This is a genomic window from Enterobacter sp. HSTU-ASh6 (assembly GCF_026319105.1).
Lineage (GTDB): Bacteria > Pseudomonadota > Gammaproteobacteria > Enterobacterales > Enterobacteriaceae > Enterobacter > Enterobacter sichuanensis.
Genome location: NZ_WSPD01000001.1, coordinates 325934 through 348915, shown reverse-complemented (window position 1 = coordinate 348915; position 22982 = coordinate 325934). Strand labels below are relative to the sequence as shown.

Below are 22982 nucleotides of genomic sequence, written 5' to 3'. Positions count from 1 at the left end.
CACTTTCATGAAAGCTTATGAGGAGGAAGGATGATTTTTAAAACAGTGGTAGCCACTCTTTTCACCCTCTCCGGGCTCGCGTCAGCCCTGGCAGCAACGCCTGCTTATTACATCGCAGAGTTTCAGGCGACCGATCTTGACGCTATCAAACCGTACAGCGCTCAGGTTGAATCCACCTTCAGACCTTTTGGTGGACGCTTTATCGTCAGAGGAGGTGAACCCGATGTTAAAGAAGGGTTTGGAGCACAGGGCAGACTGGTTGTAATCAAGTTTGAGAGTCTCAAAAATGCCCAGGACTGGTATAGCTCGGCCGCGTACCAGAAGATCATTCCTATCCGACACCGTGCCGGCAATTCGCGAACCTATATCGTAGAAGGATTGCCAGAACTGGCTCCTGTTACACCATAGCGTTTTACAATCCTGTTAAGACAAAGGAGGTTTATGATGGTGTTACTTCAGCGCAGAGCAGCAGCATTGTTTTTGTTTGCCTTTATCTTCCTCATGCCCGTTAGTCATGCTCATAGCCGTGAAAAGACCGACATTAAAACGCTCGTTATCGTCTCTCACCCTTATCCGGAACGCTCAGTTCTGACAAAAGGGTTGCAGGAAGCCGCTGAGAGTCTGGAAGGCGTTACGGTTCGCAACCTTGAGACTTTGTATGGCTATGACACACGTCGGATTAATGGCGACGCGGAGCGAAAAATGATGCGTGAACACAGTCGTGTCGTTTTTATCTTCCCTACACACTGGTTCAACATTACACCAATGATGAAGGCCTGGCTGAATGAAACCTGGGGGAGTGTCGGACCCGGTTTGTGGCAGGGAAAGGAGATGCTTGTAGTCAGTACGGCTGCGGGGGGACGCTCTACTTACGGGCCGGACGGCAGGATCGGGGTATCGTTCGCGGATGTGTTTTTACCGATGAAGGCAAGCGCCCTGCACGCAGGTATGACGTGGCTTCCTCCCCTTGTCTTTGAGAGCGCCAGCAGCGTTCGGTTACCTTCTTACCAACACCAACTTATAGAACGTCTTAAACAGCCATTTCAGTAAAAGGATCATCGTGAAAAAGACTCTTATGCTTTTAATTTGGATGCTAATAAGCAGCCCTGTCTTTGCAACAAAACTGGACGCGCCGGATAAGGTAGTGATGAATATCTTTGAGCTTGGCGTCAGGCACGATCGGGACAAAGATTTTGCAGACGTAGCCAGACAGACGATTTCCGCTTCGGTTGATCATGAAGCAGGTACGCTGGCGATGTACGCCCTGCTCCGCAGCGACAATCCACGTCAGGCATTCATGGTCGAACTCTATGAAAACGAGAGTGCTTACCGCAAACATCTGAATGCCGAACCATACAAAGCATTCGCTGCCCGGGCACCTGACATTATCGTTCGGAAAAATAAAATCACTCTGGAGCCCCAATTTCTGGGGGACAAACACATCATACCGAATGAGCGAACCATTAATAATCTGGTGATCGTCGAGGTAAAGCCTGAATTACAGACCGAATTTAAAAACATCGTCATGCCTGAAATGGCTGAGTCGCTCAAAGTAGAGAAAGGCGTGTTAGCCATGTATGCCGCTACAGACTCACAGACTCCGAACCTCTGGTATTTCTATGAGATTTACGCCAGTGAGGAAGCGTATCAACTGCACCGACAAACGCCACACTTCCGTGACTATCTCAGGCAAACGGCGCATATGAGCGTCAGTAAGGACGCTATCCCGGTAAAACCGGTATTTCTTCGTAACAAAGGCGGAATCAAACAGGATCCGCACCGTTGACCAGTGAGGATGACATGAAAAGCGTAATTGCAGCGGCGGCCATGTCGCTTGTTATTTCTGATTTTGCTAATGCTGAGGAAACAAGAGGTAAAGCTATGATGAAAATTGAACCTTCAGCGATTTCTGAAGCTGATATTCGTTCTGTCTCACCGGCTCTTGCGCGCTTTGGTCGAGAAGCTATTACTGAAGATCTGTGGACACGCGATGCCCTCTCGCCCAGGGATCGTAGTATGGTGACCGTCTCCATGCTAATTGCCAGAAACCAGCCTGGCGACCTTAAGCACTATATAGACATTGCCCTTGATAATGGCGTTACGCCAGCGGAATTGTCAGAAATCATTACCCATCTGGCGTTCTACTCAGGTTGGCCAAATGCAATGTCAGCCGTCAGCGTGACCAAAGCAGTATTTGAAACTCGTGGCGTCACGGCAGATGCACTTCCTGAAGCTTCTCCGGACCTGCTTCCTCTCAATCAGGAAGCAGAAAAGCAGCGTTCAGAGACAGTGGAAAAAAATGTTGGCCCAATATCTCCGGGCCTGGTTAAATTCACTGCAGATCCACTGTTCCTGGATCTCTGGCAAAGACCCGCGCTGAAACCCCGCGACAGAAGCCTGATTACGGTCAGCGCCTTAATCGCATCCGGACAGAGCGCGCAGATTGGCTATCACCTCAATAGAGCAATGGATAATGGACTTTCTGTTGAGGAAGCTGGTGAGATTGTTACCCAGGCCGCGTTCTACGCTGGCTGGCCAAACGCATTTACTGCTGCTCCGGTTGTCGGAGAGGTGCTAAACAATCGATCATCGAGTAAAAGGTAATATTACTGAACACTAAAACCTGACGCACATCACAAAATTAGAACGAACAGCTCACAACACCATTCGATGGCGCATGCTGATTCCCTTCATGTCAGTGCAATACCCTGTCGTATACAGAATTGCTGGCAATAAAAGAAGGAACACTGAATGAAGTATGTGAAAATAGCGCTTCCATGCGGGACGATGCATTATCGTCTTTATCGCCCCGTAGCGGATATCATAAAATCAATCAGGGCCTTCACTCTTTTAAAAGCCGTATAATCAAATGATTAAAATTTTATCCCTTCGCCTGAAACACTGTAACGCGCTGGCCGACAGCATGAGCAATGCCTCCCCGACGCAACTGCAGCAGCTCAAGACGCAGTTGGCCGAACAGATGGGTAATCCTGTGGGATTACATACCATGGGTATTCCGGCAGCAATCAGTACGCTCGGGGTGATTATTAGTTTCGCCATTCCGCAGCTGTGGTTGGGTTATGGCGTACTCGCCGCACTCGGCCAGCCAGCTGAACGCGTATTCGTGTGGGTTGTGCTGGTCGCCCTGCTTTTCGCTGGCATCAACGGCGTGACGATGTTCATGATTGGCAAAGGCAGCATGCGCGCCGTACGGATACACCTTGCGCTGGCGGTGATAAGCCTGGTATTAACGGCAGCCTATCTGCTGGCCGCGATGAGCGGTAGCCCTTTTCCAGGCGTCAGTCTGACTGCGGCACTGGTGAGTATCGTCATGTTATTGCTTAGTGGTAGCGCTATCCTCTCCACAGCCTTTTATAAGATGCTGCTATTTACTCTGCATAATCGCGCCTGGCGCAAGCAGATCAGGCAGACACGCGATGCACATATGCCACGCTAAGCCTGCCCCTCGTAACCATCCCGCCCCCATTATCCCAGACGCGATATCCTTGACCTCGCCTCGTCCAGATGGCTGCGCAACGCCGCAAGACATGGCGAGAAACTGGCAGAGAAACGGCGGCAATCACTGGCCAGAGCATAAAAACGCTCAGCCAGCTCCAGCGCTTCATGCCAGATTTCTCCTGCGACCGCGTCGATAAGCGTAACCGGACGCAGCGTATTCACCAGTGCGCCTCCTGATTTCGGTGCGAAGCCCATGGGTAGCATGTCATAGGCTGGCGCAAGATCGTAAGGTCGTCCATGGGAACTGATAAACGACAAATTACCGTGGTGCATGTCGGTATTGCCGATCAGCGTGCCAAACGCCCAAAGCCTTGCCGTACTGGCGACCGCGTCCGGGTGAACACAGCCCTGCTTTGCCAGCTCGTTCACCAGTACCGGCCAGGTTTCTCTTGCCCGGCCGACAAACTCCGCCTCAAGCGCACGTAAAGAAAAGAGCCCTTTACGACCAAGTGGTCCCGTACGATCGAACCGCGGGATCTCAAGGAAGCGCTGTCCGCCAAAATCAAACACTGCTGTTTCGACGCCAAGCACCCTTAACGCCAGATGTTCCGCCAGCAGCAGGTCTCGCCAGCGTTCGCTTACAGGGTTATCGTCCGGCGCCGTGAATTTCACAATGACATGGCCACGCTCTGTGTAAGTGCAGAATTTTGGCTGCTCGCCGCCTGCAGAGGAGCCCGGTACATCGCCGGCGCTCACGGCCAGCGCCAGTGACGGATAAGCGGTTGCCCGGTCCACGGCAACAGGCAACGGCATCTCGACAAAATGATTCCGCGCCTGTTCTCCAATTAACAGGTTCCCCACCGCATCGTGCCCGTGAGCCAGCAAAGCCCGGATAACGTCAGTGTCACTCCAGTTCTCTGGATTCGGCGACAGGCCCAGCTCGGGTGAAAATCGGGATGCATACGCCCGGCCAAGGTATCCCTGAGGTCGCATGTCAAACAACCACCACGGCAATCCATCGCTATGGAGGCATATATTGTCCGTCTGCTCCATCACAAAGCCGTCAGGATAAACCGGAACGAGTTTACCCAGCGGTTTTACCGTACCCTCTTCCGTTATGCGGTAAACGGGAGCCGAACTGAACCCGCGATGCGTATCACGCAGCATATAATGAATAGATGGACCTGAGCCAATACGAACAACCTCATCGCCAAGCGCTTTCATCGATCGCGAAACGGTTGGCTGACTAATGCCCATAATATCAGTAAGTTGTCTTACTGATATGGGGCCTTGCCTCAGCAGTTGTCGTAGCGTTTCGGATCGATTTATCATGGCTTTGAATCACTTTATGAATAGCTTATTGAATAGCTAATTTATCAGGTATTGACCCCTCTGTCATCTTCACGAACCGCCGCCGGTATTTTCTGCCGGCGTAGCCAGATTAGCTTGTACGCCGCTGGAATAATAAACAGCGATAGCAGCGGCGCCGTAATCATCCCGCCAATCATCGGCGCCGCAATCCGGCTCATGACTTCTGATCCTGCACCGCTCCCCCAGAGAATGGGCAGCAGGCCCGCAATGATCACCGCGACGGTCATCGCCTTTGGCCGCACGCGCAGCACGGCGCCATGGTAAAGGGCGTCATCAAGCCCCTGCTCCGTAAATGTCTCACGCTGTGCCAACGCCGGATGCGCTTCAACGGCATGACGCAAATACATCAGCATGACCACCCCAAACTCTGCCGCCACCCCGGCCAGGGCGATAAACCCGGTGCCGGTTGCGACAGACATATGGAAGCCCTGCCAGTACAGGAACCATATCCCGCCGACCAGGGCGAACGGCAGACTCATCAGGATCAGCAACGCCTCATCCACGCGACGGAACGCCAGATAGAGCAGAATGAAGATGATCATCACCGTCATCGGCACCATCAGCTTCAGCTTCTTATTGGCATGCTCAAGCAGTTCAAACTGTCCGGAGAAGGAGACGCTGGTCCCCGGCCTCAGTTTTACGTTCTGACCGATGGCGGTCTTAATGTCGTTCACCACGGACACCATATCCCTGCCGCGGGCATCGATATAGATCCAGCTCGCAGGGCGGGCATTTTCCGTTTTCAGCATCGTTGGGCCTGAAACGACGTTAATCTCTGCAACATCACCCAGCGTAATCTGCTGTTTCATTGGCGTCAGGATCGGCATCTGCCTCAACGCGCCCGGGCTGTTCCGGTAGTCCTGAGGATAGCGAATATTAATTGGATACCGGGCAACGCCTTCCACCGTTTCCCCTACCGTCGCACCGCCAATGGCCGATGAAACAAATAGCTGCACATCGCCCACCGTCATCCCGTAGCGGGAGGCTTTTTCCCGGTTAATATCGATATCAATATAGCGCCCGCCTTCCAGACGCTCTGCCAGGGCAGACACCACCCCCGGCACCGTTCTGGCGACGGCTTCAATGCTCTGCGCTGTGGCGTCGATATCCGACAGCACGGTTCCTGACACCTTGATACCAATCGGGCTTTTGATCCCGGTCGAGAGCATATCAATGCGGTTGCGAATAGGCGGAACCCAGAGGTTAGCCAGACCGGGCAAACGAACGGTCCGGTCGAGCTCCTCAACAATTTTGTCAATCGTCATGCCGGGCCGCCACTGATCTTCAGGTTTTAGCTGGATAGTGGTTTCCACCATTTCGAGCGGCGCGGAGTCCGTTGCCGTTTCTGCTTTTCCGGTCTTGCCAAAAACGGACGCCACCTCAGGCACGGTTTTGATCAGTTTGTCCGTGGTCTGCAGGAGCGCCGCCGCTTCTGCCGGAGAGACGCCGGGCAACGTCGACGGCATATACAGCAGATCACCTTCGTTGATCTTCGGCAGAAACTCACCGCCCACCTGGCTCAGCGGCCAGATAACCGTGAAGATGGACAAGGCCGCAACCAGCAGGGTTGTTTTTGGCCACTGGAGTACCTTAAGCAGCAGCGGATGATAGGCGTTAATCAGCAGCCGGTTCAGCGGGTTACTGTTCTCTGCGGGGATTTTACCCCGGATCCAGAACCCCATCAGAATCGGAATGACGATAATAGCCAGCGCGGCCGCCCCCGCCATGGCGTAGGTTTTTGTGAAGGCCAGTGGACCAAACAATCGCCCTTCCTGCCCCTCAAGGGTAAAAATGGGAATGAACGACAGGGTGATAATCAGCAGGCTGATAAACAGCGCGGGCCCCACTTCCACGGAGGCGTTGGTGATCACTTTCCAGCGCGTGGCGTTGTCAATATCTTCACCGGGATGCTGATGATCCCACTCTTCCAGCCGTTTATGCGCGTTTTCAATCATCACGATGGCGGCGTCCACCATCGCCCCCACGGCAATGGCAATACCGCCCAGGGACATAATATTGGCATTCAGCCCCTGGAAGCGCATGACGATAAAGGCGATACACAGGCCAAGCGGCAGAGAGATAATCGCCACCAGCGCGGAACGGACGTGCCAGAGGAACAGCGCGCAGACGATGGCCACCACAATAAACTCTTCGAGAAGCTTGCCGCTCAGGTTATCAATGGCCCGGTCGATGAGCTGGCTGCGATCGTAAGTCGTCACAATCTCAACGCCTTCCGGCAGGCTGGCCTTCAGCGTCTCCAGTTTGTCTTTTACCGCCGAAATGACCTCACGCGCGTTTTTGCCAGAACGCAGGATCACCACCCCACCCGCCACTTCTCCCTGCCCGTTAAGCTCGGCAATGCCGCGGCGCATTTCCGGCCCTGTTTGTACGCGGGCAACGTCGCGCAGGTAAACCGGTACGCCGTTTTCGCGGGTTTTCAGGACGATGTTATTGAAGTCCTCCATCGTCTGCAGATAGCCGCTGGCGCGGACCATATACTCCGCTTCCGCCATTTCAACTGACGACCCACCAGCCTCCTGGTTGGACGACTCAAGGGCCTGCTTAACTTCCGGCAGGCTGATGCCGTACTGGGCAAGTTTAAGCGGGTTGACCTGGATCTGATACTGCTTCACCACGCCGCCCACCGATGCCACCTCGGCAACGTTCGGGATGGTTTTCAGCTCAAATTTCAGGAACCAGTCCTGCAGTGAGCGCAACTCGGCGAGATCGTGCTTTCCACTGCGATCCACCAGCGCATATTCAAAGATCCAGCCCACGCCCGTGGCATCCGGGCCGATTTCAGAGCTCACGCCAGCGGGCAGTTTGCCCTGAACCTGGTTCAGGTACTCCAGCACGCGAGAACGGGCCCAGTACAGATCGGTCCCGTCTTCAAAGATGACATACACATACGAATCACCAAACTGAGAAAAGCCGCGTACGGTCTTTGCGCCGGGAACCGACAGCATGGTGGTGGTGAGCGGATAGGTCACCTGGTTTTCCACAATCTGCGGGGCCTGGCCGGGGTAGCTCGTTTTGATAATCACCTGAACATCAGACAGATCGGGCAAGGCATCGACAGGCGTGTTGATGATAGTCCATGTTCCCCAGACGCTGAGAAACAGTGTGCCCATCATGACCAGGAAACGGTTGGCGACAGACCGCCGGATAATCCATTCAATCATCATCGTCTCCTTAATGGCCTGAATGCGCGTCGGCAGCGGATTCAGCGTGACGCATGCGCTCCAGCGCGCCGGTAATATTGGCCTCCGAGTCAATCAGGAACAGACCGCTGACCACCACTGACTCCCCTTCTTTAAGGCCAGAACCGATAGCGGACTGTTGCTGAGATTCATGCAGAACGTGGATCGGTTTCGGCACAAAGCGCCCCTCTGCATCAACGGTAATGACGCGCTGTTCTTTGCCGGTATCAATAACGGCCTGAGACGGGATCAGCAGCATCTCCTGACTTTGGGTATTCAGCGTCAGGTACGCATTCATACCCGGCTTCAGCAGTTCATCTTTGTTTGAGACCTGCAGGCGCACCTGCAGCGTACGGGTGGTTTGGTCCACGCTCGGCAGAAGATTCCATTTTTCAACCGGGAAGGCGGTATCCGGCCAGGCCGGTACCGAAACGGCAAACTGCGAGGTGTCTTTCAGCAGGTAAGCAATGGATTCAGGAACCGCCGCGCTGATCCAGACCGGATCCATCCCCTGAATTTGCGCCACCACCTTATCTTTCGAAATATTCATGCCGGTGCGCAGGTCAAAGGCGGTAATAACCCCGTCGATCGGCGCCCTGATGGTAAATCGGGTCTGGATAGTGCGGGTCGCACGCAGTCGCTGAATATCCTCATCCGGCATACCGGCCAGCCTGAGCCGTTCCAGTACCCCGTTTATCTGCGTGGGCGTACCGCCGGTGCCAGAGAGTAGCAGAAACTCGCTCTGAGCCTCGACCCAGTCCGGGATGGTAAGATCAATCAGCGGCGTGCCTTTTTTCACCTTGTCGCCGAGGGTCAGCGGATACACTTTCTCAACGAACCCTTCCGCGCGCGCCTGCACAATGACAAACTGATAGTCGTTATAGCTGACGTTCGCCGGGATCGTCTGGACATAATTCAGCGTTCCGCGCATGACCTTTTGCGTTTTTAATCCCAGGTTCTGGACCTGGGTCGGATCAATACGGATCCCGGCACTGCTTTTATCATTCTCATCGGCATACTTCGGCACCAGATCCATATCCATAAACGGTGATTTACCGGGCTTATCGAATTTAACGTCGGGCTTCATCGGGTCATACCAGAAAAGCACCTTTCTTTCAGATGTGCTATTTTCTGGCGTAGCCGATGAGTGCATTGTCTGCCATGCCGTCACGGCTATCAGCCCTCCCGCAATAAGGCTGGTGATAATCGTGGCGGCATATTTTATGTTTAAAGAAGCCATGCCGTTTCTCGCTATTTAATGCTCTTGAGTACAGAGAGATTGCCCTGCTGAACAAACGAGAAATTCACGTGGCTGCCGACTGTTAAGGCAGTAATACTCGCGTCGGCCTGCATAAAAGTAAAACGCATGGTCATCGCGGGCCAGCCAATTTCCGGGATGGCTTCATGAGAAATCGTCACTTTTTTGTTCGTCAGATCAATGTCCTTCACGATACCGGTCCCGGTGATGACCTGCTCTGTGGCCCCTTCGCTGGCAGCGCTCATCTCCGCGTGCTGATGAACCTCAGCCTGAAGGCCGGCAGAAAACAGAATGATTGCACCAAATACAACGGCGTTAAGTGAATTGCGCATGTTTAATTTCCTTTTTAATTAAATGAGGTTATTCGACCCAACCGCCGCCCAGCGCGGTGAAGAGATTAATTTCATTAACCTGTCGGGCATAAATAAGGTCGAGAATGGTTTGCTGCGTGGAAAACAGCGAGCGTTCCGCGTCTAATACTTCGATATAGCTCACCGCGCCGCTGGTATATAACCCTCTGGCACGCTGCAGGGTGATGTTTAGCGAATCAAGATACCGCTGCTGCGCAGCAAGCTGCTGGTTGAGGCTGTCCCGCAGCGCAAGCGCGTCGGCGACCTGTTTAAAGGCGGCCTGAATCTTTTGCTCGTAATTCACAACCGACTGCTGCTGGCGAATTTCGGCGAGCTTCAGGTTGGCTTTATTTCTGCCGGCATTAAAAATGGGAATCTCTATTTTGGGAATAACGTTCCACATGCCACTCCCGGCGGAAAAGAGACTGGATAATTCCGTGCTGCCTGTTGAAAGCCCGCTGGTCAGGGATATGGACGGGAAAAAGGCGGCGCGCGCCGCGCCGATATTCGCATCGGCCGCTTTAAGCTGATACTCCGCCTCCATAATATCCGGACGCTGCAGCAGGATTGCCGAAGAAAGATGGGGTGGCAGCTTTACCGGCGCAATGTCGCGGGCGTTCATCCCGCCGTCGCCCGGCGGCGTGCGATACGTGCCGAGGAGCAGCTCAAGGGCATTGTTGGCCTGCGCCAGCTCCCCCTCTCTTTTGGCAATATCTGCCTGAGTACTTTCAATCTGTCCCCGGGCCTGCTCCAGCGCCAGCACGTTGGTGCTGCCCGTAACCAGCTGTTGCTCAACGAAAGCATACGATTGCCGGTAATTGTTCAGCGTTTCCCGCGCAACGCGCAGCTGTTTATACGCCAGCTGCTGGTTGAAATAGCTCTGCGACACGTTCGAGACAAGCAGAATATGCACCGCGCGGCGGGCTTCTTCGCTGGCGAAATAGTTTTGTCGGTCGGCATCACTCAGGTTCTTCAGCTTGCCGAAAAAGTCGAGTTCGTAGCTAAGCGCCAGACCGGCGTCGTACTGCTGTGTGGCGGGTTTGTCACTTTTAAGCCCACCGCTGTAGGTGATTCCCGAGGAGGCGTTTAGCTGAGGATAACGATCCGCATCGGTCACGCTGAACTGCGCCCGGGCCTCTTCAACCTTCAGGGCGGCCATTTTTACATCGCGGTTATTTTTCAGGGCTTCTTCAATCAATCCTGATATCTGCGGGTCGACGAAGAAGTTGCGCCAGCCGGTGTCCTGATACCCGGCCGCCACGGTCGTCAGGCTGTTACGTGAGAGCGAAAACTGCTGGGGTACCGGTGACGCCGGGCGCTGGTATTCAGGGGCCAGCGAAACGCAGCCTGCCAGGATAAATACCACACTGATGCTGAGTCGTTTTAACAGGAACATAATGGTTCATGAAGTCCAGAGTATTTTTAGGGTTACTCTACTGAACGCATCCTGTTTGACCGGTGACAGGATAATGACAATGCTGTCATTTTTGGCATAAGTCATTGTGAACGATCCCTGGCTCACTAGAATGTCTTCAGCAGCCAGTCTGGGGAGCAAGATGAAAATACTGATCGTTGAAGACGAAATGAAAACCGGGGAATACCTCAGCAAAGGGCTGACGGAAGCGGGGTTTGTCGTGGACCACACGGATAATGGCCTGACCGGGTACCATCTCGCCATGACGGCGGAATATGACCTGCTGATTCTGGATATCATGCTGCCCGATGTAAACGGCTGGGATATCGTCCGCATGCTCCGTGCTGCTGGCAAAGGGATGCCTATACTGCTGCTGACGGCGCTCGGCACAATTGAACACCGGGTTAAGGGGCTAGAGCTGGGCGCTGATGATTACCTGATTAAGCCTTTCGCCTTTGCGGAGCTGCTCGCCCGGGTCAGAACGCTGCTAAGGCGCGGGAATACGGTGATTGCAGAAAGCCAGCTTCAGGCGGCAGACCTGACGGTTGACCTCGTGTCGAGAAAAGTGAGCCGGGCCGGGAGTCGCATTCAGCTCACCAGCAAAGAGTTCAGCCTGCTGGAGTTTTTCCTGCGTCATCAGGGCGAGGTGCTTCCCCGCTCCCTGATTGCCTCCCAGGTGTGGGACATGAACTTTGACAGCGACACAAACGCAATAGATGTCGCGGTTAAGCGGCTGCGCGCAAAAATCGATAGCGATTTTGAACCCAAACTGATCCAGACGGTGCGCGGCGTGGGCTATATGCTGGAGGTGCCGGATGCCCGTTAAGCTTCCCAGGCGCCCTTTTTCTCTCGCCCTGCGGCTGACCTTTTTTATCAGCCTCTCCACGCTACTGGCCTTCTTCGCCTTTACCTGGTTTATGCTGCATTCCGTCGAAAAGCATTTCGCCGAGCAGGACGTCAGCGACCTGCAACAAATCAGCAGCGCGATGCACCGCATACTGCAGTCCCCGGCCGATCCCGATCAAAAGAAAATCAGCAAGCTCAAAGAGTCGCTTGCCGGCTACCGCAACGTTGCCGTCCTGCTTCTGGATCCGCAGGGCAATACCCTGTTCAGCTCGGCACAAGGCGCAGCATTACGCCCGGCGATGAACACGGCGAACTTTAGCCAACACCGTCAGGCACAGGATGTGTTTCTCTGGACGGTCGATGACCCGGACATGGCCATGCATGCCGGGTCCGACATGAAGATGGAAACCTACCGGATTATCGCCTCTTCAGGAACGGTGACGCTGCAGGGCAAAACGCAGAACTACGTTATGCTGATCGGGCTCTCTATTAATTTTCATCTTCACTATCTTGAGGCGCTGAAAAAGAACCTGTTCGCGATTGCCGCGGTGATTAGCGTGCTTATTGTGCTCATCATTCGCATCGCGGTTCGCCAGGGACATTTACCCCTGCGTAACGTCAGTAACGCCATTAAAAATATCACCTCGGAAAATCTGGACGCGCGTCTGGAGCCGTCTCGCGTGCCCGTTGAGCTGGAACAGCTGGTGATTTCGTTCAACCAGATGATGGGGAAAATTGAAGATGTCTTTACCCGGCAAGCCAATTTTTCCGCCGATATCGCGCATGAAATCAGAACCCCCATCACCAACCTGGTGACGCAAACGGAAATTGCGCTGAGTCAGCACCGGACGCAAAAGGAGCTGGAAGATGTTCTCTACTCCAGCCTGGAAGAGTACAACCGGATGACCCGGATGGTCAGCGATATGCTTTTTCTCGCGCAGGCAGACAACAACCAGCTGATCCCTGACCGGGTGCTGTTTGACCTCGGCGCGGAGGTGCGAAAAGTTTTCGAGTTCTTCGAGGCCTGGGCGGAAGAACGCCACATCACGCTCACCTATCACGGCGTGCCCTGCCTGATAGAAGGCGACCCGCAGATGTTCAGAAGAGCCATCAATAACCTGTTATCCAACGCCCTGCGCTATACCCCAACAGGGAAAACGGTGACAGTCTCCATCAGCAAACGGGGTAACGACGTTGAGCTGATCACAGAAAACCCCGGCACGCCGATCCCGCAGGTGCATCTGTCGAAGCTTTTTGACCGCTTTTACCGCGTCGATCCGTCCAGGCAGCGTAAGGGGGAAGGCAGCGGGATTGGGCTTGCGATCGTGAAATCCATCGTCACCGCGCATCACGGAAAAGTCCGCGTCGAATCGGACGCGGTGTCGACGCGCTTCATCCTCACCGTACCGGGGAAAGGGCTCTGAGCGTCAGCAAACCGTGCGGCACACCTCAAGGACCTTTTCCCTGAGCCAGCGATGCCCCGGATCCCGCTCCATACGCGGATGCCACATCTGTGAAACCGTAATGGTGCGGGTCTTAAACGGCAGCTCAAAGACGTGTACGCGCTCAGACATCGGCTGATTGAGCAGGTACAGCGCCGGTACCATGGCAATCAAATCGGATGCCAGCGCCACGGATAACGCTGTCGGAAAACCGGGCACTACGCTTGCGACCTTGCGTTTCATCCCCCGCTCTGCCAGCGCCTCATCGACAAAACCGCGTAACGAACCGTCGGGCGAAGCCAGCACATGGCCCCAGGCAACGTAGTCACTCAGGCTGACCTCCGGCTGTAATGACAGCGGATGCCCCTTGCGCACCGCGCCAACGAACCGGTCCTGAAAGAGTCTTTGCAGACGTATTTCAGGCCCCATATTGCCCTGAACGCCAATCTCCAGATCGACAAGCCCCTCCCGCAAATAGCGCGACGTTTTTTCAGGTTTCGGCGAGAAACGAATACAGACCCCGGGCGCAACGCTCGCCACCGCGGCAATCAGCAGCGGTCCAAACGCCACCACAAAACCATCGTTCGCGCGGATGGTGAACAACCGCTCAAGGCTTTCCACCTTCAGCGTTTCAGTGGAGGGCTGGAGCACCGCCCTTGCCTCATACACGGCGCTTCTGGCGCGGTCCCGGGTGGCTTCTGCCCAGGGCGTCAGGACCATATGACGCCCGGCCCGCACCAGAATAGGATCGCCGGTCACCTCCCGCAGCCGGCTAAGGGTACGGCTCATGGCGGAGGTGCTCAGGTTTAAACGTCGCGCCGCACCCGCCACGCTGGCTTCTGCCAGCAAAATATCGAGCGCAACCAGAAGGTTAAAATCAGGATCGGACACGGTGAATCCTCAGATATGGCGTTACATGCAATGATAAAGTGCAATTGCTGCGTCTTCCGCCCTGTATAGCGCATGAATATAGTTTCGTCATCAATATTCTTCTCTGGAGTGACGACGATGACGCTATTTTCAAACCAGCCCGGCGATGAAGGTTTACCCGGACATGAACGCGCCCGGGTCCTGGCCGCCGTCATGACCACCACGCTGATGGGCGTGTTTGACGGGACCATGATCAACATTGCGCTCCCCTCGATGGCTGAGGCCATGGCGGTTCCTGCGAATATCGCGGTGTGGTTCGCCAACGGTTATCTGCTCTCCGCAGCGATGACGTTAGCCATCTTCGCGGCACTGGCGGCACGCGTGGGCTATCGACCGGTCTTTCTGGCCGGGCTCGCCACCTTTACGCTCACCTCACTCGGCTGCGCGCTGGCAACCACGCCGGAGATGTTAACCGGGATGCGTAGTCTGCAGGGCGTCGGCGGCGCGGCCACCCTCAGTATCGCCCCGGCGATCCTGCGTTCCGTTTTCCCGGGTCGACTGCTTGGCCGTATTCTGGGGTTACACGCCCTGCTCATCGCCTCCAGTACGGCAATTGCCCCGGTTCTCGGCGGAACAATACTGGACGCCCTGAGCTGGCAGTGGCTGTTCGCCATCAACATTATTCCGGGCAGTATCGCTCTGCTGCTGGCATGGCGGGCCCTGCCGCGGGCTCCGGCGACTGACCGATCGCCCTTTGATGCACCGGGCGCCGTGCTTTCCGCCGTGCTGTTAGGTTCCGCGATCATGATGGCCGACAGCCTTCAGCACGTGACGCAACACCTTAACCGGGCCGCCGTGTGCTGGGGCGTACTTGCTCTGGTGAGTGCCCTCGCCTTTATCTGGCATGTCCGTCGCGCGCGCAGTCCCATCCTGCCGCCCGTGATGTTCAAAAACGCACGCTTCACCCTCGCCGCGCTGACCTCGCTGGCGTCGTTTGTGAGCCAGGGGATCACGTTTGTCGCGCTGCCGTTCCTGTTTCAGGGCGTCTATGGCTACAGCCCGGTGGTTTCCGCACTGCTGTTCACCCCGTGGCCGATTGGCATTGTGCTGATCGCGCCGCATGCGGGGCGCTGGGCAGATACGATTTCCGCGCCGCTGATCTCGACCCTCGGGCTGATGATTTTTGTCGGTGGATTGGTCCTGCTGGCGACGTTGCCAGACAGCCCTTCCGCATGGAATATCTGCCTGCGCAGTCTGGTTTGCGGGATGGGGTTTGGCTGCTTCCAGAGCCCCAATAACCGGGAGATGCTCTCTAACGTGGCGCGGGAATATGCCAGCTATGCCTCAGGGGTGTTGTCTATCGTCAGGACGTTCGGCCAGTGTCTGGGCGCCGCCGCAGTGGGCGTGCTGCTGGCCGCGACGGCGGGATGGGACCATCAACATGCCATCCAGGTTGCACTGTGGATAGCCGTCATCGCCTCGACGGGATCGGTATTGTTTAGCCTGAGCAGGCTGCGCCCTGCAGTGAGGGCATCCGCCTGATTCGCCCGGCGGCGCTACGCTTGCACGGACCTACGGGTTTTGTAGGTCGGGTAAGCGCAGCGCCACCCGGCAAGAAAGACGGCGCAATTGTTGATGACAGGGGTTGTCATCAATCTCAATCTATTGGACGCTCGTTCCACGCATCGCTGAATTGAATATTACCGTCCAGAATTTTCCATGTGATTTTTGCATATCGCAAAGATACATTTTCCATGTGCCCAGTACCGGGACAATCTCTTGTATCATGCATTATTGGAGTTATTGAAATGACTTTCACGCCTTCCATAAGGATGTTGAAGTATTCAACTTCCTGACCAGCATCATTGATGTGATAGAATTTTAATTCAGCACTTTGAAGCGTCTGACCAGTTGCTACGGCTTTGTATAGATAGGGTGAAGACGAATCAATAGCTTTTGTTAAACTGAATGCTGAGTGTTGCCTTGTTCCTGTAAGTTTACCTGTTGCCCCATCTGTCGGAATGCTCAGATTATGGATCAAGTCTCTAAGCTCTATACTTCCTTCACGTTTTGCTACATCAGAACCGCCTCGAATCATTGCTCCGCCATTGTCTTTCAAAAAGAGGTGAACTGGTACAGCCATTTCTAAATCTCCTTATGCTAATTAGTCCCTTGTTCCATTTGCTATGAGGTTAATCACTGGCATGATCGCTATACCATCCGCATAGAACAGATCAGAATTAGTGAATGAATAAACCTTGCCCGTAATTTTTACATTGACCGTGTTCCCATAAGCAGAAGCTGTAACAGTGCTTGTATTGGCCTCAAGGAATGGTGAACGATCTTCAAGGTCTTTCATAATGTTCCCGCTGTTGTCTTTATCTAAATAGAAGCGGTAAACATCAGACACCGTTGCGCCTCCATCGTCATACTTTGTAATGTACAGTGTGACGGTATCAGATAGTTTCTGTTTGCTTACAAAGCTATCGTGAGGAGGAGCATAAAAATAGTATTGGTATGCCAGAAACCCACAAACAACGAACAAAAGAATCGTTGTGAGTAAGCAGTGAAGCCGTTTAATAACCGTGTTTCTTTGCATAATCGATACCTTGCCTTATCCAAAACTGATCGCGAGGATCATCCCCATAAGGCGGTTTTTGATACCAGTGACCCCATTTCTTTTTAGAGGTTTTAGCTCTTTCCTGCGCCCATCCAGCACCCATCAACAACGTTTCTGATGGGATCCCGGCGGCATAACCAGCCGAACCATAATTGAAGTTCCCAAAGTTTGCTAGCTCAGGGTGTCCTTGTTTGTAATCCCACGGCCCCTTATTTCTTACTTTTTGATAAAACCAAAGATAAGTCGTTGGGATAGCCATGTTTCTACTCATACCTTGCGCTCTTGCAATCCTCATGTTTGCCAAAACAAGCGCGATTCCTTCTTTTGGTAACAAAGGTATAACAGCCATATTAACCCTTCATTATTCATGGTTATAAAATCGCTATCATACGCTTTTGCAATAGTAAAAAAGATATCTGTTTCCAGATAAATGACGGGAAAACACCTATCTAAGATATTGATCGCATTAAATATCAAAGAAACTTAGCCTGAGCAGGCTGCGCCCTGCAGTGAGGGCATCCGCCTGATTCGCCCGGCGGCGCTATGCTTGCACGGACCTACGGGTTTTGTAGGCCAGGTAAGCGCAGCGCCACCCGGCAAGAAAGACGGCGCAATGGTTTACTCCAGCGCCAGCAGCGCAAAGCTCGCCAGCCAGTGTCCCCCGCTGTAGTGGCTGCCCACCACATGTCCGACGCTCGCCGTCAGGTGTTTCGCCACCGCATCGCGCAGCGCCAGTTGCGCCGGGTGGCTGGCAGGTAGCGCTTTCGCAATGTGCTTCATGCACCACGCGCGGCTGAGGTTTAACCCGTCAAGATGGGCAATTTTCGGGTCGGTACGATCGCTCACTTCCGCCGGGTTCATCAGTGCCGCAACGGAGCCGACATCCGGCAGAAACGCGTCAAACCACGCCGGGAAGTCCTTTGACACCTTGCTCATCAGCAGCGCTTCCGTCAACGCGCCGGAAATATACTCATCACCGCCGGGTTCGTAGTGGGCCGGATAGCGCGTGTCGGCAAGATAAAACCGCTCGGCCGAGGACAGAATAGCCTGCTCAAGCGCGCTGTCTTCTACGGCTCGGGCATAATCGAGCGCCAGCGCGAGCGCAAATGCCGTGTTGTAGTGCGTCCCGACGCGGATCGGATAGGTGAGCTTAGCAAGATAATCCACCAGCCGGTTGCGAATGTCCTGGGTGAGCGGCGCCAGCGTCTGATACCAGCCTGCGGCCTGTGGCAACGACGACTGTTTCAGCTCCTGGGCCAGCGCCAGCAGCCAGCCGTAGCCATACGGCCGCTCAAACGAGGCGCGGAACGGCGCGGTGAAATAGGCCAGCTCCTTCGCCACGTTCTCTTCGGTCAGGTGCTCGTCGAAAAGCGCGACGATCGCTTCCCGGCACGACAAGTCGGGATAGAGACGCACGCAGCGCAGCAGCAGCCAGTAGCCGTGCACCGCAGAGTGCCAGTCGAAACAGCCGTAGAAAATTGGGTGCAGTTCACGCGGCGGCAGCACGTCGCCATCATCATTCAGCAGGTGCATGATGTGGTTCGGGTATTCCTGGCGCAAATAGGTCAAAGGCATGCGGGCAAACGCGTCAGCCTGATGTTGCGTTAATTCCATGACAGCTCCTTAGCGAAACACGAGGAAATACATTAAGAACACGTTCACCACCAGCAGGGTTAACGCGGTCGGGATCTGGATCTTGATCACCTGATATTTGTCCTTCAGCTCCAGCAGCGCGGCGGGAACGATATTGAAGTTCGCGGCCATCGGCGTCATCAGCGTGCCGCAATAGCCCGCGTACATGCCAATCGCCAGCAGCGGCGCCGGGTTGCCGTGATGCACGTTGATCAGGAACGGCAAGGCGATACCGGCACTTAATACCGGGAAGGCCGCAAACGCGTTACCCATGATCATGGTAAACAGCGCCATCCCCACGCAGTAAATGACCACCAGCATAAAGCGGTTATCCGGGTTCACAAACAGGCTCACCACCTTTTGCACCGAGTCCCCCGTGTTCGCCACCACAAAGACCCCGCCAAGCATGGCCAGCATCTGCGGCAGGATCACCGCCCAGCCGATGGTATCGACAAGGCGACGAGACTGGCGAACCGCATGCAGCGGCGTGCCTTTGGTCAGCCACCAGCCGGTAAGGATCGCCGCAACGCAGGCCACACAGAGCGCCGCCAGGGTGAGCTGTTTCTGATCGAGCAGGAACACGCCGCCAACCGACACCCCTTTCAGGAACAGGGTACCGATCACCGTCACCACCGGGATCATCAGGGCGGGCAGGAACAGCCAGTTCTTCAGTCTGTTCGAAGAGGCGACGCGCTCCTCCTCGGTGGACATTTTATAGTGCCCTTTCCCCACCAGGCCAAAGCCCGCCAGCAGCGCGATAACAATGACGCCGCCGCCGATGATCCGGTACGCCAGGGATTTACCCAGCTCCTGCACCATCAGGTCGCCAAACAGGAAGATCCCGCCAAACAAGAACCAGAACAGCGCGGTGGTAAAACGCTTCGGATTGGCGCGATCGCGAAGGGTCATCACGACCAGCAGCATCACGACAAAGCCAATCAGGTAATACACGCGGTTAATGGAGATAAGCGTCATCATTGCGCGGCCTCCTGCGTACCGTGTTCGGCGCGCCAGGCCATGACGTCGCGACGGATGCTGGCATCAAGGCGCAGCAGGCGCGTCATATGAATAATCAATGCCGCAATGGCGGTTGGAATGGCCCACAGGCCGATATGCAGCGGTTCGATGCCCTCAATGCCGTTTTCCTTCAGGAACGCGTCAATCAGCAGCACCGCGCCAAAGGCAATAAAGATATCTTCCCCGAAGAAGACCGCAATGTTGTCACACGCGGCGGCATGAGCTTTGATTTTGTCGCGGATGTGCTGCGGCAGTTCGCCGTATTCGTTCAGCGCCGCCCCTTCGGCCATCGGCGCCAGCAGCGGACGGACCGTCTGAGCATGACCGCCCAGCGACATCAGCCCCAGCGCGGCGGTGCCTTCACGCGCCACAAAGTAAAGCATCAGAATGCGCGCCGAGGTGGCGCTGGCGATCTTCGCCACCCAGGCCTGGGCGCGCTCCTTAAGCCCGTAATATTCCAGCAGACCAATTACCGGGAGGATCAGAATGAAGGTGGCCAGCGAGCGGCTGTTCACGAACTTCTCGCCGAAGGTCTCCAGCAGCATGCCGAAATCCATACCGACCAGCAGACCCGTCGCCAGCCCCGCGACCACAACTACCAGCAGCGGGTTGAAGCGCAGTGCAAAACCAATAACCACGATCGGTATCCCGATCAGCGGCAACAGCGTAGTACCGTCCATAACGTTTACCCTATCGAAAGTGAGCGTTGCGCGCCGACGGCTATTTTTTTAATTTGCGGCGAGCGATGTTGTGTTTTTCGTCAGGTTTGGCAAACCTGCGCTAAAAAGCTATATCTGAACCTCAAAAACATGTAAACAATTTATCAATAAAATGTTCTTATTTTATCGATGAGTTTACATTTCTGGTTAAGGAACGTTATGACTTCAGAAAAGAGTGCTAGCCCCCATCACGACGATATCAACGACGGCCGGATCGTCTCCTCCCGCCATCTGGTGTCCGAGCGCTGCGCGGAGCTGTCAGAGCTGGAATACGCGCTGATCATGACCAGCAACGCCTTCAACAAATGGATGCTGCGCTGCATGACCGCAGCGGGCGAGCCCGACATGGGCGCCTTTGACGTCTCGCTGCTGCATCACGTGAACCACCGCGATCGCAAGAAAAAGCTGGCCGATATCTGTTTCGTTCTCAACGTGGAAGATACCCACGTGGTGACCTACGCCCTGAAAAAGCTGGTCAAAGCGGGCTACGTGACGAGTGAAAAAGCGGGCAAAGAGCTCTTTTTCTCCACCACCGAGGAGGGGAAAGCGTTGTGCATGAGGTACCGGGACGTTCGGGAAGCGTGTTTAATTGCGATCCACGCGGAGAGCGGAATTGCCGGGAAATCGATTGGGGAAACCGCGCAGCTGTTACGCACGATCTCCTCCCTGTATGACACCGCCGCCCGCGCGGCGGCATCACTCTGAGGCTAAGGACGTCTGAACAGGGTAATGCTGCGTCCGGCCAGTGCGTACTCGACGGTTTCGGTGATCGCTGTCCCGGCGGCGTCATCCGCCGTGGAGAGTTCCAGCACCCATCCCCCTTCGCCAAACTGTGGGATCTGGAACGGCACGGTGCCTTCAAACGGATTGAACAGCATCAGCACGTCGTGCCAGATGCCCTCCTCCTGCTGAAGATCCGGCCTGCTGATGGAGACCCCGAGCGTCGAGCCTTCATCCCACTGCTCGGCCTGCTGCGGACCGCCGCCGGCATTGAACCAGCGGATCTCCAGCCCGTCGCGCCAGCTTTCACGGCGCAGCAGCGGCTGCTGCGCGCGCAGGGCGATCAACCTTTGGGTAAACTCGCGCAGCGCGGTGTCGTTGTCAGAGAGTCCCTTCCAGTTGATCCATGAGATCTCACTGTCCTGACAGTACCCGTTATTATTGCCCTTTTGCGACCGGCCAAACTCGTCCCCGGCCAGCAGCATCGGCGTACCGTGAGACAGCAGCAGCGTGGCCAGGAAATTACGCTTCTGCCGCTCCCGGGTGGCAATGATCTCCGGGTTCCCGGTTGGCCCTTCCTCGCCATAGTTATACGACCGGTTATCGTTGTGGCCGTCGTTGTTGTCCTCGCCGTTGTCGGCATTATGCTTCTCGTTGTACGACACCAGATCGTTCAGCGTAAAGCCGTCATGGGCGGTGATGAAATTGACGCTGGCCCACGGGCGACGCCCGCGCAGATCGTACAGGTCGCCGGAGCCGAGCAGACGCGCGGCAAAGTCGGTAGAGACGTTATCTCCCTTCCAGTACTCGCGCACGGTGTCGCGGTATTTGTCGTTCCACTCCCCCCAGCCCGGCGGGAAACCGCCGACCTGATACCCCCCAGGACCGATATCCCAGGGCTCACCAATCAGCTTCAGTCGGGATAACACCGGATCCTGGGTCATGGCGTCAAAGAAGCCACCGCGCGGATCAAACCCTTCGGGCTCGCGACCCAGAATTGTCCCGAGGTCAAAACGAAAACCGTCGATATGCATCGATTCCGCCCAGTAGCGCAGGGAATCCATCACCATCTGCAGCACGCGCGGGTGCGAGGTATTCACCGTATTCCCGGTACCGGTGTCGTTGATGTAATACCGGTGCTGGTCCGGCAGCGTGCGGTAATAGCTGTAGTTATCAATCCCTTTAAACGAGAGCGTGGGGCCAAGTTCATTGCCTTCCGCCGTGTGGTTATACACCACGTCCAGAATCACCTCGATGCCCGCGTCATGGTACGCGCGCACCATATCGCGAAAACCCTGGATCCCCGCGGGTCCGTAATAACGTGACGCCGGGGCAAAAAAGCCCAGCGTGTTATAGCCCCAGAAGTTCTTCAGGCCACGGTCGAGCAGGTGTTGATCGTCCGGGAACCAGTGAACCGGCAGCAGCTCTACCGCGGTGATGCCCAGGCTCTTGATATAGTCAACCGAGGCTTTATGCCCCATCCCCTCAAACGTGCCGCGCAGTTCGGGCGGTATGGCCGGGTTGAGCTGGGTAAAGCCTTTCACATGGCTCTCATAAACGACGGTATGCGGCCAGGGGACGTTTGGTCGGTTAGTGTCCTGCCAGTCAAAGGCATTGGGGTCGATGACCCGGCATTTCGGTGTAAACGGCGCGCTGTCGCGGGTGTCAAAGCTCAAATCTAACTCGTCGTGCCCCAGCTCATAGCCGAAATGGGCGTCGTTCCAGTCGATATCGCCCACCAGTTCACGGGCATAAGGGTCAATAAGCAGCTTATGCGGGTTAAAGCGATGACCGTTTTCCGGATCGTAAGGGCCGTAGACGCGATAGCCGTACAGCGCGCCGGGCTTCAGATCCGGTACGTAACCGTGCCAGATCTCGTGGGTATACTCCGGGAGTTCCAGCCGGGCGATTTCTGTTTTCCCGGACGGGTCAAACAGACAGAGTTCCACCCGCTCGGCGTGAGCGGAGAACAGCGCGAAGTTGACCCCCTTCCCGTCATAATTCGCCCCCAACTGCTGGCCATGACCGGCCCGAATTTCAAACGTTGTATCCTTAGCCATTTTC

At 55.3% G+C, this 22982-nt stretch carries 22 protein-coding genes; 9 read left to right on the top strand and 13 right to left on the bottom strand.

The genetic code is table 11. The features are described 5' to 3' along the window. The first annotated feature begins 30 nt into the window (after window positions 1-30). The 5 genes from GM298_RS01655 (at window position 31) to GM298_RS01635 (ending at window position 3457) form a co-directional block, all read left to right on the top strand. Window positions 31-408 carry a DUF1330 domain-containing protein gene (locus GM298_RS01655; RefSeq protein WP_023292403.1) on the top strand — a complete coding sequence of 126 codons (378 nt, stop codon included), beginning with the start codon at window positions 31-33 and terminating at the stop codon, window positions 406-408. 36 nt (window positions 409-444) lie between these two features. Then, on the top strand, window positions 445-1050 hold the full coding sequence (locus GM298_RS01650) for an NAD(P)H-dependent oxidoreductase (protein WP_416347186.1): 606 nt from the start codon (window positions 445-447) through the stop codon (window positions 1048-1050). Window positions 1051-1090: 40 nt separating this feature from the next. Then, on the top strand, window positions 1091-1786 hold the full coding sequence (locus GM298_RS01645; protein WP_262784165.1) for a putative quinol monooxygenase: 696 nt from the start codon (window positions 1091-1093) through the stop codon (window positions 1784-1786). Between the two features lie 14 nt (window positions 1787-1800). Continuing rightward, entirely contained in the window at window positions 1801-2604 is an 804-nt protein-coding gene (locus GM298_RS01640; RefSeq protein ID WP_262784118.1) for a carboxymuconolactone decarboxylase family protein, read from the top strand. Window positions 2605-2869: 265 nt separating this feature from the next. Beyond that, on the top strand, window positions 2870-3457 hold the full coding sequence (locus GM298_RS01635) for a hypothetical protein (RefSeq protein ID WP_262784117.1): 588 nt from the start codon (window positions 2870-2872) through the stop codon (window positions 3455-3457). 29 nt (window positions 3458-3486) lie between these two features. Here the strand turns inward: GM298_RS01635 and yjjJ are convergent, their stop codons facing one another. The 5 genes from yjjJ to GM298_RS01610 are packed head-to-tail and all read right to left on the bottom strand — an operon-like array spanning window position 3487 to window position 11034. After that, the gene (gene yjjJ / locus GM298_RS01630) at window positions 3487-4791 is read right to left on the bottom strand and encodes a type II toxin-antitoxin system HipA family toxin YjjJ (RefSeq protein ID WP_262784116.1); all 1305 of its coding nucleotides are present in this window, start codon (window positions 4789-4791) and stop codon (window positions 3487-3489) included. Window positions 4792-4835: 44 nt separating this feature from the next. Then, window positions 4836-8012 (bottom strand): Cu(+)/Ag(+) efflux RND transporter permease subunit SilA, encoded by a 3177-nt coding sequence (silA, locus tag GM298_RS01625; RefSeq protein ID WP_262784164.1) that lies wholly within the window; start codon window positions 8010-8012, stop codon window positions 4836-4838. Between the two features lie 10 nt (window positions 8013-8022). Then, window positions 8023-9270 (bottom strand): efflux RND transporter periplasmic adaptor subunit, encoded by a 1248-nt coding sequence (locus GM298_RS01620; protein ID WP_262784115.1) that lies wholly within the window; start codon window positions 9268-9270, stop codon window positions 8023-8025. Between the two features lie 11 nt (window positions 9271-9281). Next, window positions 9282-9620 carry a cation efflux system protein CusF gene (gene cusF, locus GM298_RS01615; RefSeq protein ID WP_262746793.1) on the bottom strand — a complete coding sequence of 113 codons (339 nt, stop codon included), beginning with the start codon at window positions 9618-9620 and terminating at the stop codon, window positions 9282-9284. Window positions 9621-9648: 28 nt separating this feature from the next. Next, a complete protein-coding gene (locus GM298_RS01610) occupies window positions 9649-11034 on the bottom strand; it encodes an efflux transporter outer membrane subunit (protein ID WP_266153431.1) in 1386 nt (461 codons plus the stop codon). A gap of 160 nt (window positions 11035-11194) precedes the next feature. On the opposite strand from GM298_RS01610, the gene GM298_RS01605 reads away from it, so the two are divergent. Both GM298_RS01605 and GM298_RS01600 read left to right on the top strand, forming a co-directional pair. Beyond that, window positions 11195-11878 carry a copper/silver response regulator transcription factor gene (locus tag GM298_RS01605; RefSeq protein WP_025756461.1) on the top strand — a complete coding sequence of 228 codons (684 nt, stop codon included), beginning with the start codon at window positions 11195-11197 and terminating at the stop codon, window positions 11876-11878. Continuing rightward, window positions 11868-13322, top strand: coding sequence for a Cu(+)/Ag(+) sensor histidine kinase (locus GM298_RS01600; RefSeq protein WP_266153430.1), 1455 nt, complete (start codon window positions 11868-11870; stop codon window positions 13320-13322). Before GM298_RS01605 ends, GM298_RS01600 begins: the two co-directional genes overlap by 11 nt. Before the next feature lie 3 nt (window positions 13323-13325). Here the strand turns inward: GM298_RS01600 and GM298_RS01595 are convergent, their stop codons facing one another. Continuing rightward, a complete protein-coding gene (locus tag GM298_RS01595) occupies window positions 13326-14231 on the bottom strand; it encodes a LysR family transcriptional regulator (protein WP_095440658.1) in 906 nt (301 codons plus the stop codon). A 117-nt stretch (window positions 14232-14348) separates the two neighbouring features. Here GM298_RS01595 and GM298_RS01590 point away from each other — a divergent pair, with 117 nt between their 5' ends. Then, window positions 14349-15752, top strand: coding sequence for an MFS transporter (locus GM298_RS01590; protein WP_266153429.1), 1404 nt, complete (start codon window positions 14349-14351; stop codon window positions 15750-15752). 115 nt (window positions 15753-15867) lie between these two features. On the opposite strand, the gene GM298_RS01585 is transcribed toward GM298_RS01590, so the two are convergent. From GM298_RS01585 to GM298_RS01560, 6 genes are all read right to left on the bottom strand, one after another. Then, window positions 15868-16353 carry an Hcp family type VI secretion system effector gene (locus GM298_RS01585; protein WP_266153428.1) on the bottom strand — a complete coding sequence of 162 codons (486 nt, stop codon included), beginning with the start codon at window positions 16351-16353 and terminating at the stop codon, window positions 15868-15870. A gap of 21 nt (window positions 16354-16374) precedes the next feature. Further along, the gene (locus GM298_RS01580; protein WP_094917317.1) at window positions 16375-16809 is read right to left on the bottom strand and encodes a hypothetical protein; all 435 of its coding nucleotides are present in this window, start codon (window positions 16807-16809) and stop codon (window positions 16375-16377) included. Next, window positions 16787-17179: a polymorphic toxin type 44 domain-containing protein gene (locus GM298_RS01575; RefSeq protein ID WP_266153427.1), complete on the bottom strand. Its 393-nt coding sequence runs from the start codon at window positions 17177-17179 to the stop codon at window positions 16787-16789. The genes GM298_RS01580 and GM298_RS01575 overlap by 23 nt, the downstream gene beginning before the upstream one ends. Window positions 17180-17448: 269 nt before the next feature. Continuing rightward, window positions 17449-18444: a DUF2891 domain-containing protein gene (locus tag GM298_RS01570; RefSeq protein WP_259564596.1), complete on the bottom strand. Its 996-nt coding sequence runs from the start codon at window positions 18442-18444 to the stop codon at window positions 17449-17451. Between the two features lie 9 nt (window positions 18445-18453). Beyond that, entirely contained in the window at window positions 18454-19440 is a 987-nt protein-coding gene (locus GM298_RS01565; protein WP_047958615.1) for a DUF979 domain-containing protein, read from the bottom strand. Continuing rightward, complete coding sequence (locus tag GM298_RS01560) at window positions 19437-20159, bottom strand: DUF969 domain-containing protein (protein ID WP_266153422.1); 723 nt, start codon at window positions 20157-20159, stop codon at window positions 19437-19439. Before GM298_RS01560 ends, GM298_RS01565 begins: the two co-directional genes overlap by 4 nt. Window positions 20160-20357: 198 nt before the next feature. On the opposite strand from GM298_RS01560, the gene GM298_RS01555 reads away from it, so the two are divergent. Continuing rightward, window positions 20358-20903: a winged helix DNA-binding protein gene (locus GM298_RS01555; protein ID WP_266153421.1), complete on the top strand. Its 546-nt coding sequence runs from the start codon at window positions 20358-20360 to the stop codon at window positions 20901-20903. 2 nt (window positions 20904-20905) lie between these two features. Here the strand turns inward: GM298_RS01555 and glgX are convergent, their stop codons facing one another. Beyond that, window positions 20906-22978, bottom strand: a complete 2073-nt coding sequence (gene glgX, locus GM298_RS01550; RefSeq protein ID WP_128339399.1) for a glycogen debranching protein GlgX — start codon at window positions 22976-22978, stop codon at window positions 20906-20908. Window positions 22979-22982: the final 4 nt, after the last annotated feature.

What these genes read in the sequence shown, in the direction of transcription:
- GM298_RS01640 (WP_262784118.1), top strand. Translation starts at nt 1,801, where the DNA reads ATGAAAAGCGTAATTGCAGCGGCGGCCATGTCGCTTGTTATTTCTGAT.
- cusF (WP_262746793.1), bottom strand. Translation starts at nt 9,620, where the DNA reads ATGCGCAATTCACTTAACGCCGTTGTATTTGGTGCAATCATTCTGTTT.
- GM298_RS01580 (WP_094917317.1), bottom strand. Translation starts at nt 16,809, where the DNA reads ATGCAAAGAAACACGGTTATTAAACGGCTTCACTGCTTACTCACAACG.
- GM298_RS01575 (WP_266153427.1), bottom strand. Translation starts at nt 17,179, where the DNA reads ATGGCTGTTATACCTTTGTTACCAAAAGAAGGAATCGCGCTTGTTTTG.
- GM298_RS01555 (WP_266153421.1), top strand. Translation starts at nt 20,358, where the DNA reads ATGACTTCAGAAAAGAGTGCTAGCCCCCATCACGACGATATCAACGAC.
- GM298_RS01590 (WP_266153429.1), top strand. Translation starts at nt 14,349, where the DNA reads ATGACGCTATTTTCAAACCAGCCCGGCGATGAAGGTTTACCCGGACAT.
- GM298_RS01585 (WP_266153428.1), bottom strand. Translation starts at nt 16,353, where the DNA reads ATGGCTGTACCAGTTCACCTCTTTTTGAAAGACAATGGCGGAGCAATG.
- glgX (WP_128339399.1), bottom strand. Translation starts at nt 22,978, where the DNA reads ATGGCTAAGGATACAACGTTTGAAATTCGGGCCGGTCATGGCCAGCAG.
- GM298_RS01570 (WP_259564596.1), bottom strand. Translation starts at nt 18,444, where the DNA reads ATGGAATTAACGCAACATCAGGCTGACGCGTTTGCCCGCATGCCTTTG.
- GM298_RS01635 (WP_262784117.1), top strand. Translation starts at nt 2,870, where the DNA reads ATGATTAAAATTTTATCCCTTCGCCTGAAACACTGTAACGCGCTGGCC.
- GM298_RS01610 (WP_266153431.1), bottom strand. Translation starts at nt 11,034, where the DNA reads ATGTTCCTGTTAAAACGACTCAGCATCAGTGTGGTATTTATCCTGGCA.
- GM298_RS01650 (WP_416347186.1), top strand. Translation starts at nt 445, where the DNA reads ATGGTGTTACTTCAGCGCAGAGCAGCAGCATTGTTTTTGTTTGCCTTT.
- GM298_RS01645 (WP_262784165.1), top strand. Translation starts at nt 1,091, where the DNA reads ATGCTAATAAGCAGCCCTGTCTTTGCAACAAAACTGGACGCGCCGGAT.
- GM298_RS01620 (WP_262784115.1), bottom strand. Translation starts at nt 9,270, where the DNA reads ATGGCTTCTTTAAACATAAAATATGCCGCCACGATTATCACCAGCCTT.
- yjjJ (WP_262784116.1), bottom strand. Translation starts at nt 4,791, where the DNA reads ATGATAAATCGATCCGAAACGCTACGACAACTGCTGAGGCAAGGCCCC.
- GM298_RS01565 (WP_047958615.1), bottom strand. Translation starts at nt 19,440, where the DNA reads ATGATGACGCTTATCTCCATTAACCGCGTGTATTACCTGATTGGCTTT.
- GM298_RS01605 (WP_025756461.1), top strand. Translation starts at nt 11,195, where the DNA reads ATGAAAATACTGATCGTTGAAGACGAAATGAAAACCGGGGAATACCTC.
- GM298_RS01600 (WP_266153430.1), top strand. Translation starts at nt 11,868, where the DNA reads ATGCCCGTTAAGCTTCCCAGGCGCCCTTTTTCTCTCGCCCTGCGGCTG.
- silA (WP_262784164.1), bottom strand. Translation starts at nt 8,012, where the DNA reads ATGATTGAATGGATTATCCGGCGGTCTGTCGCCAACCGTTTCCTGGTC.
- GM298_RS01655 (WP_023292403.1), top strand. Translation starts at nt 31, where the DNA reads ATGATTTTTAAAACAGTGGTAGCCACTCTTTTCACCCTCTCCGGGCTC.
- GM298_RS01560 (WP_266153422.1), bottom strand. Translation starts at nt 20,159, where the DNA reads ATGGACGGTACTACGCTGTTGCCGCTGATCGGGATACCGATCGTGGTT.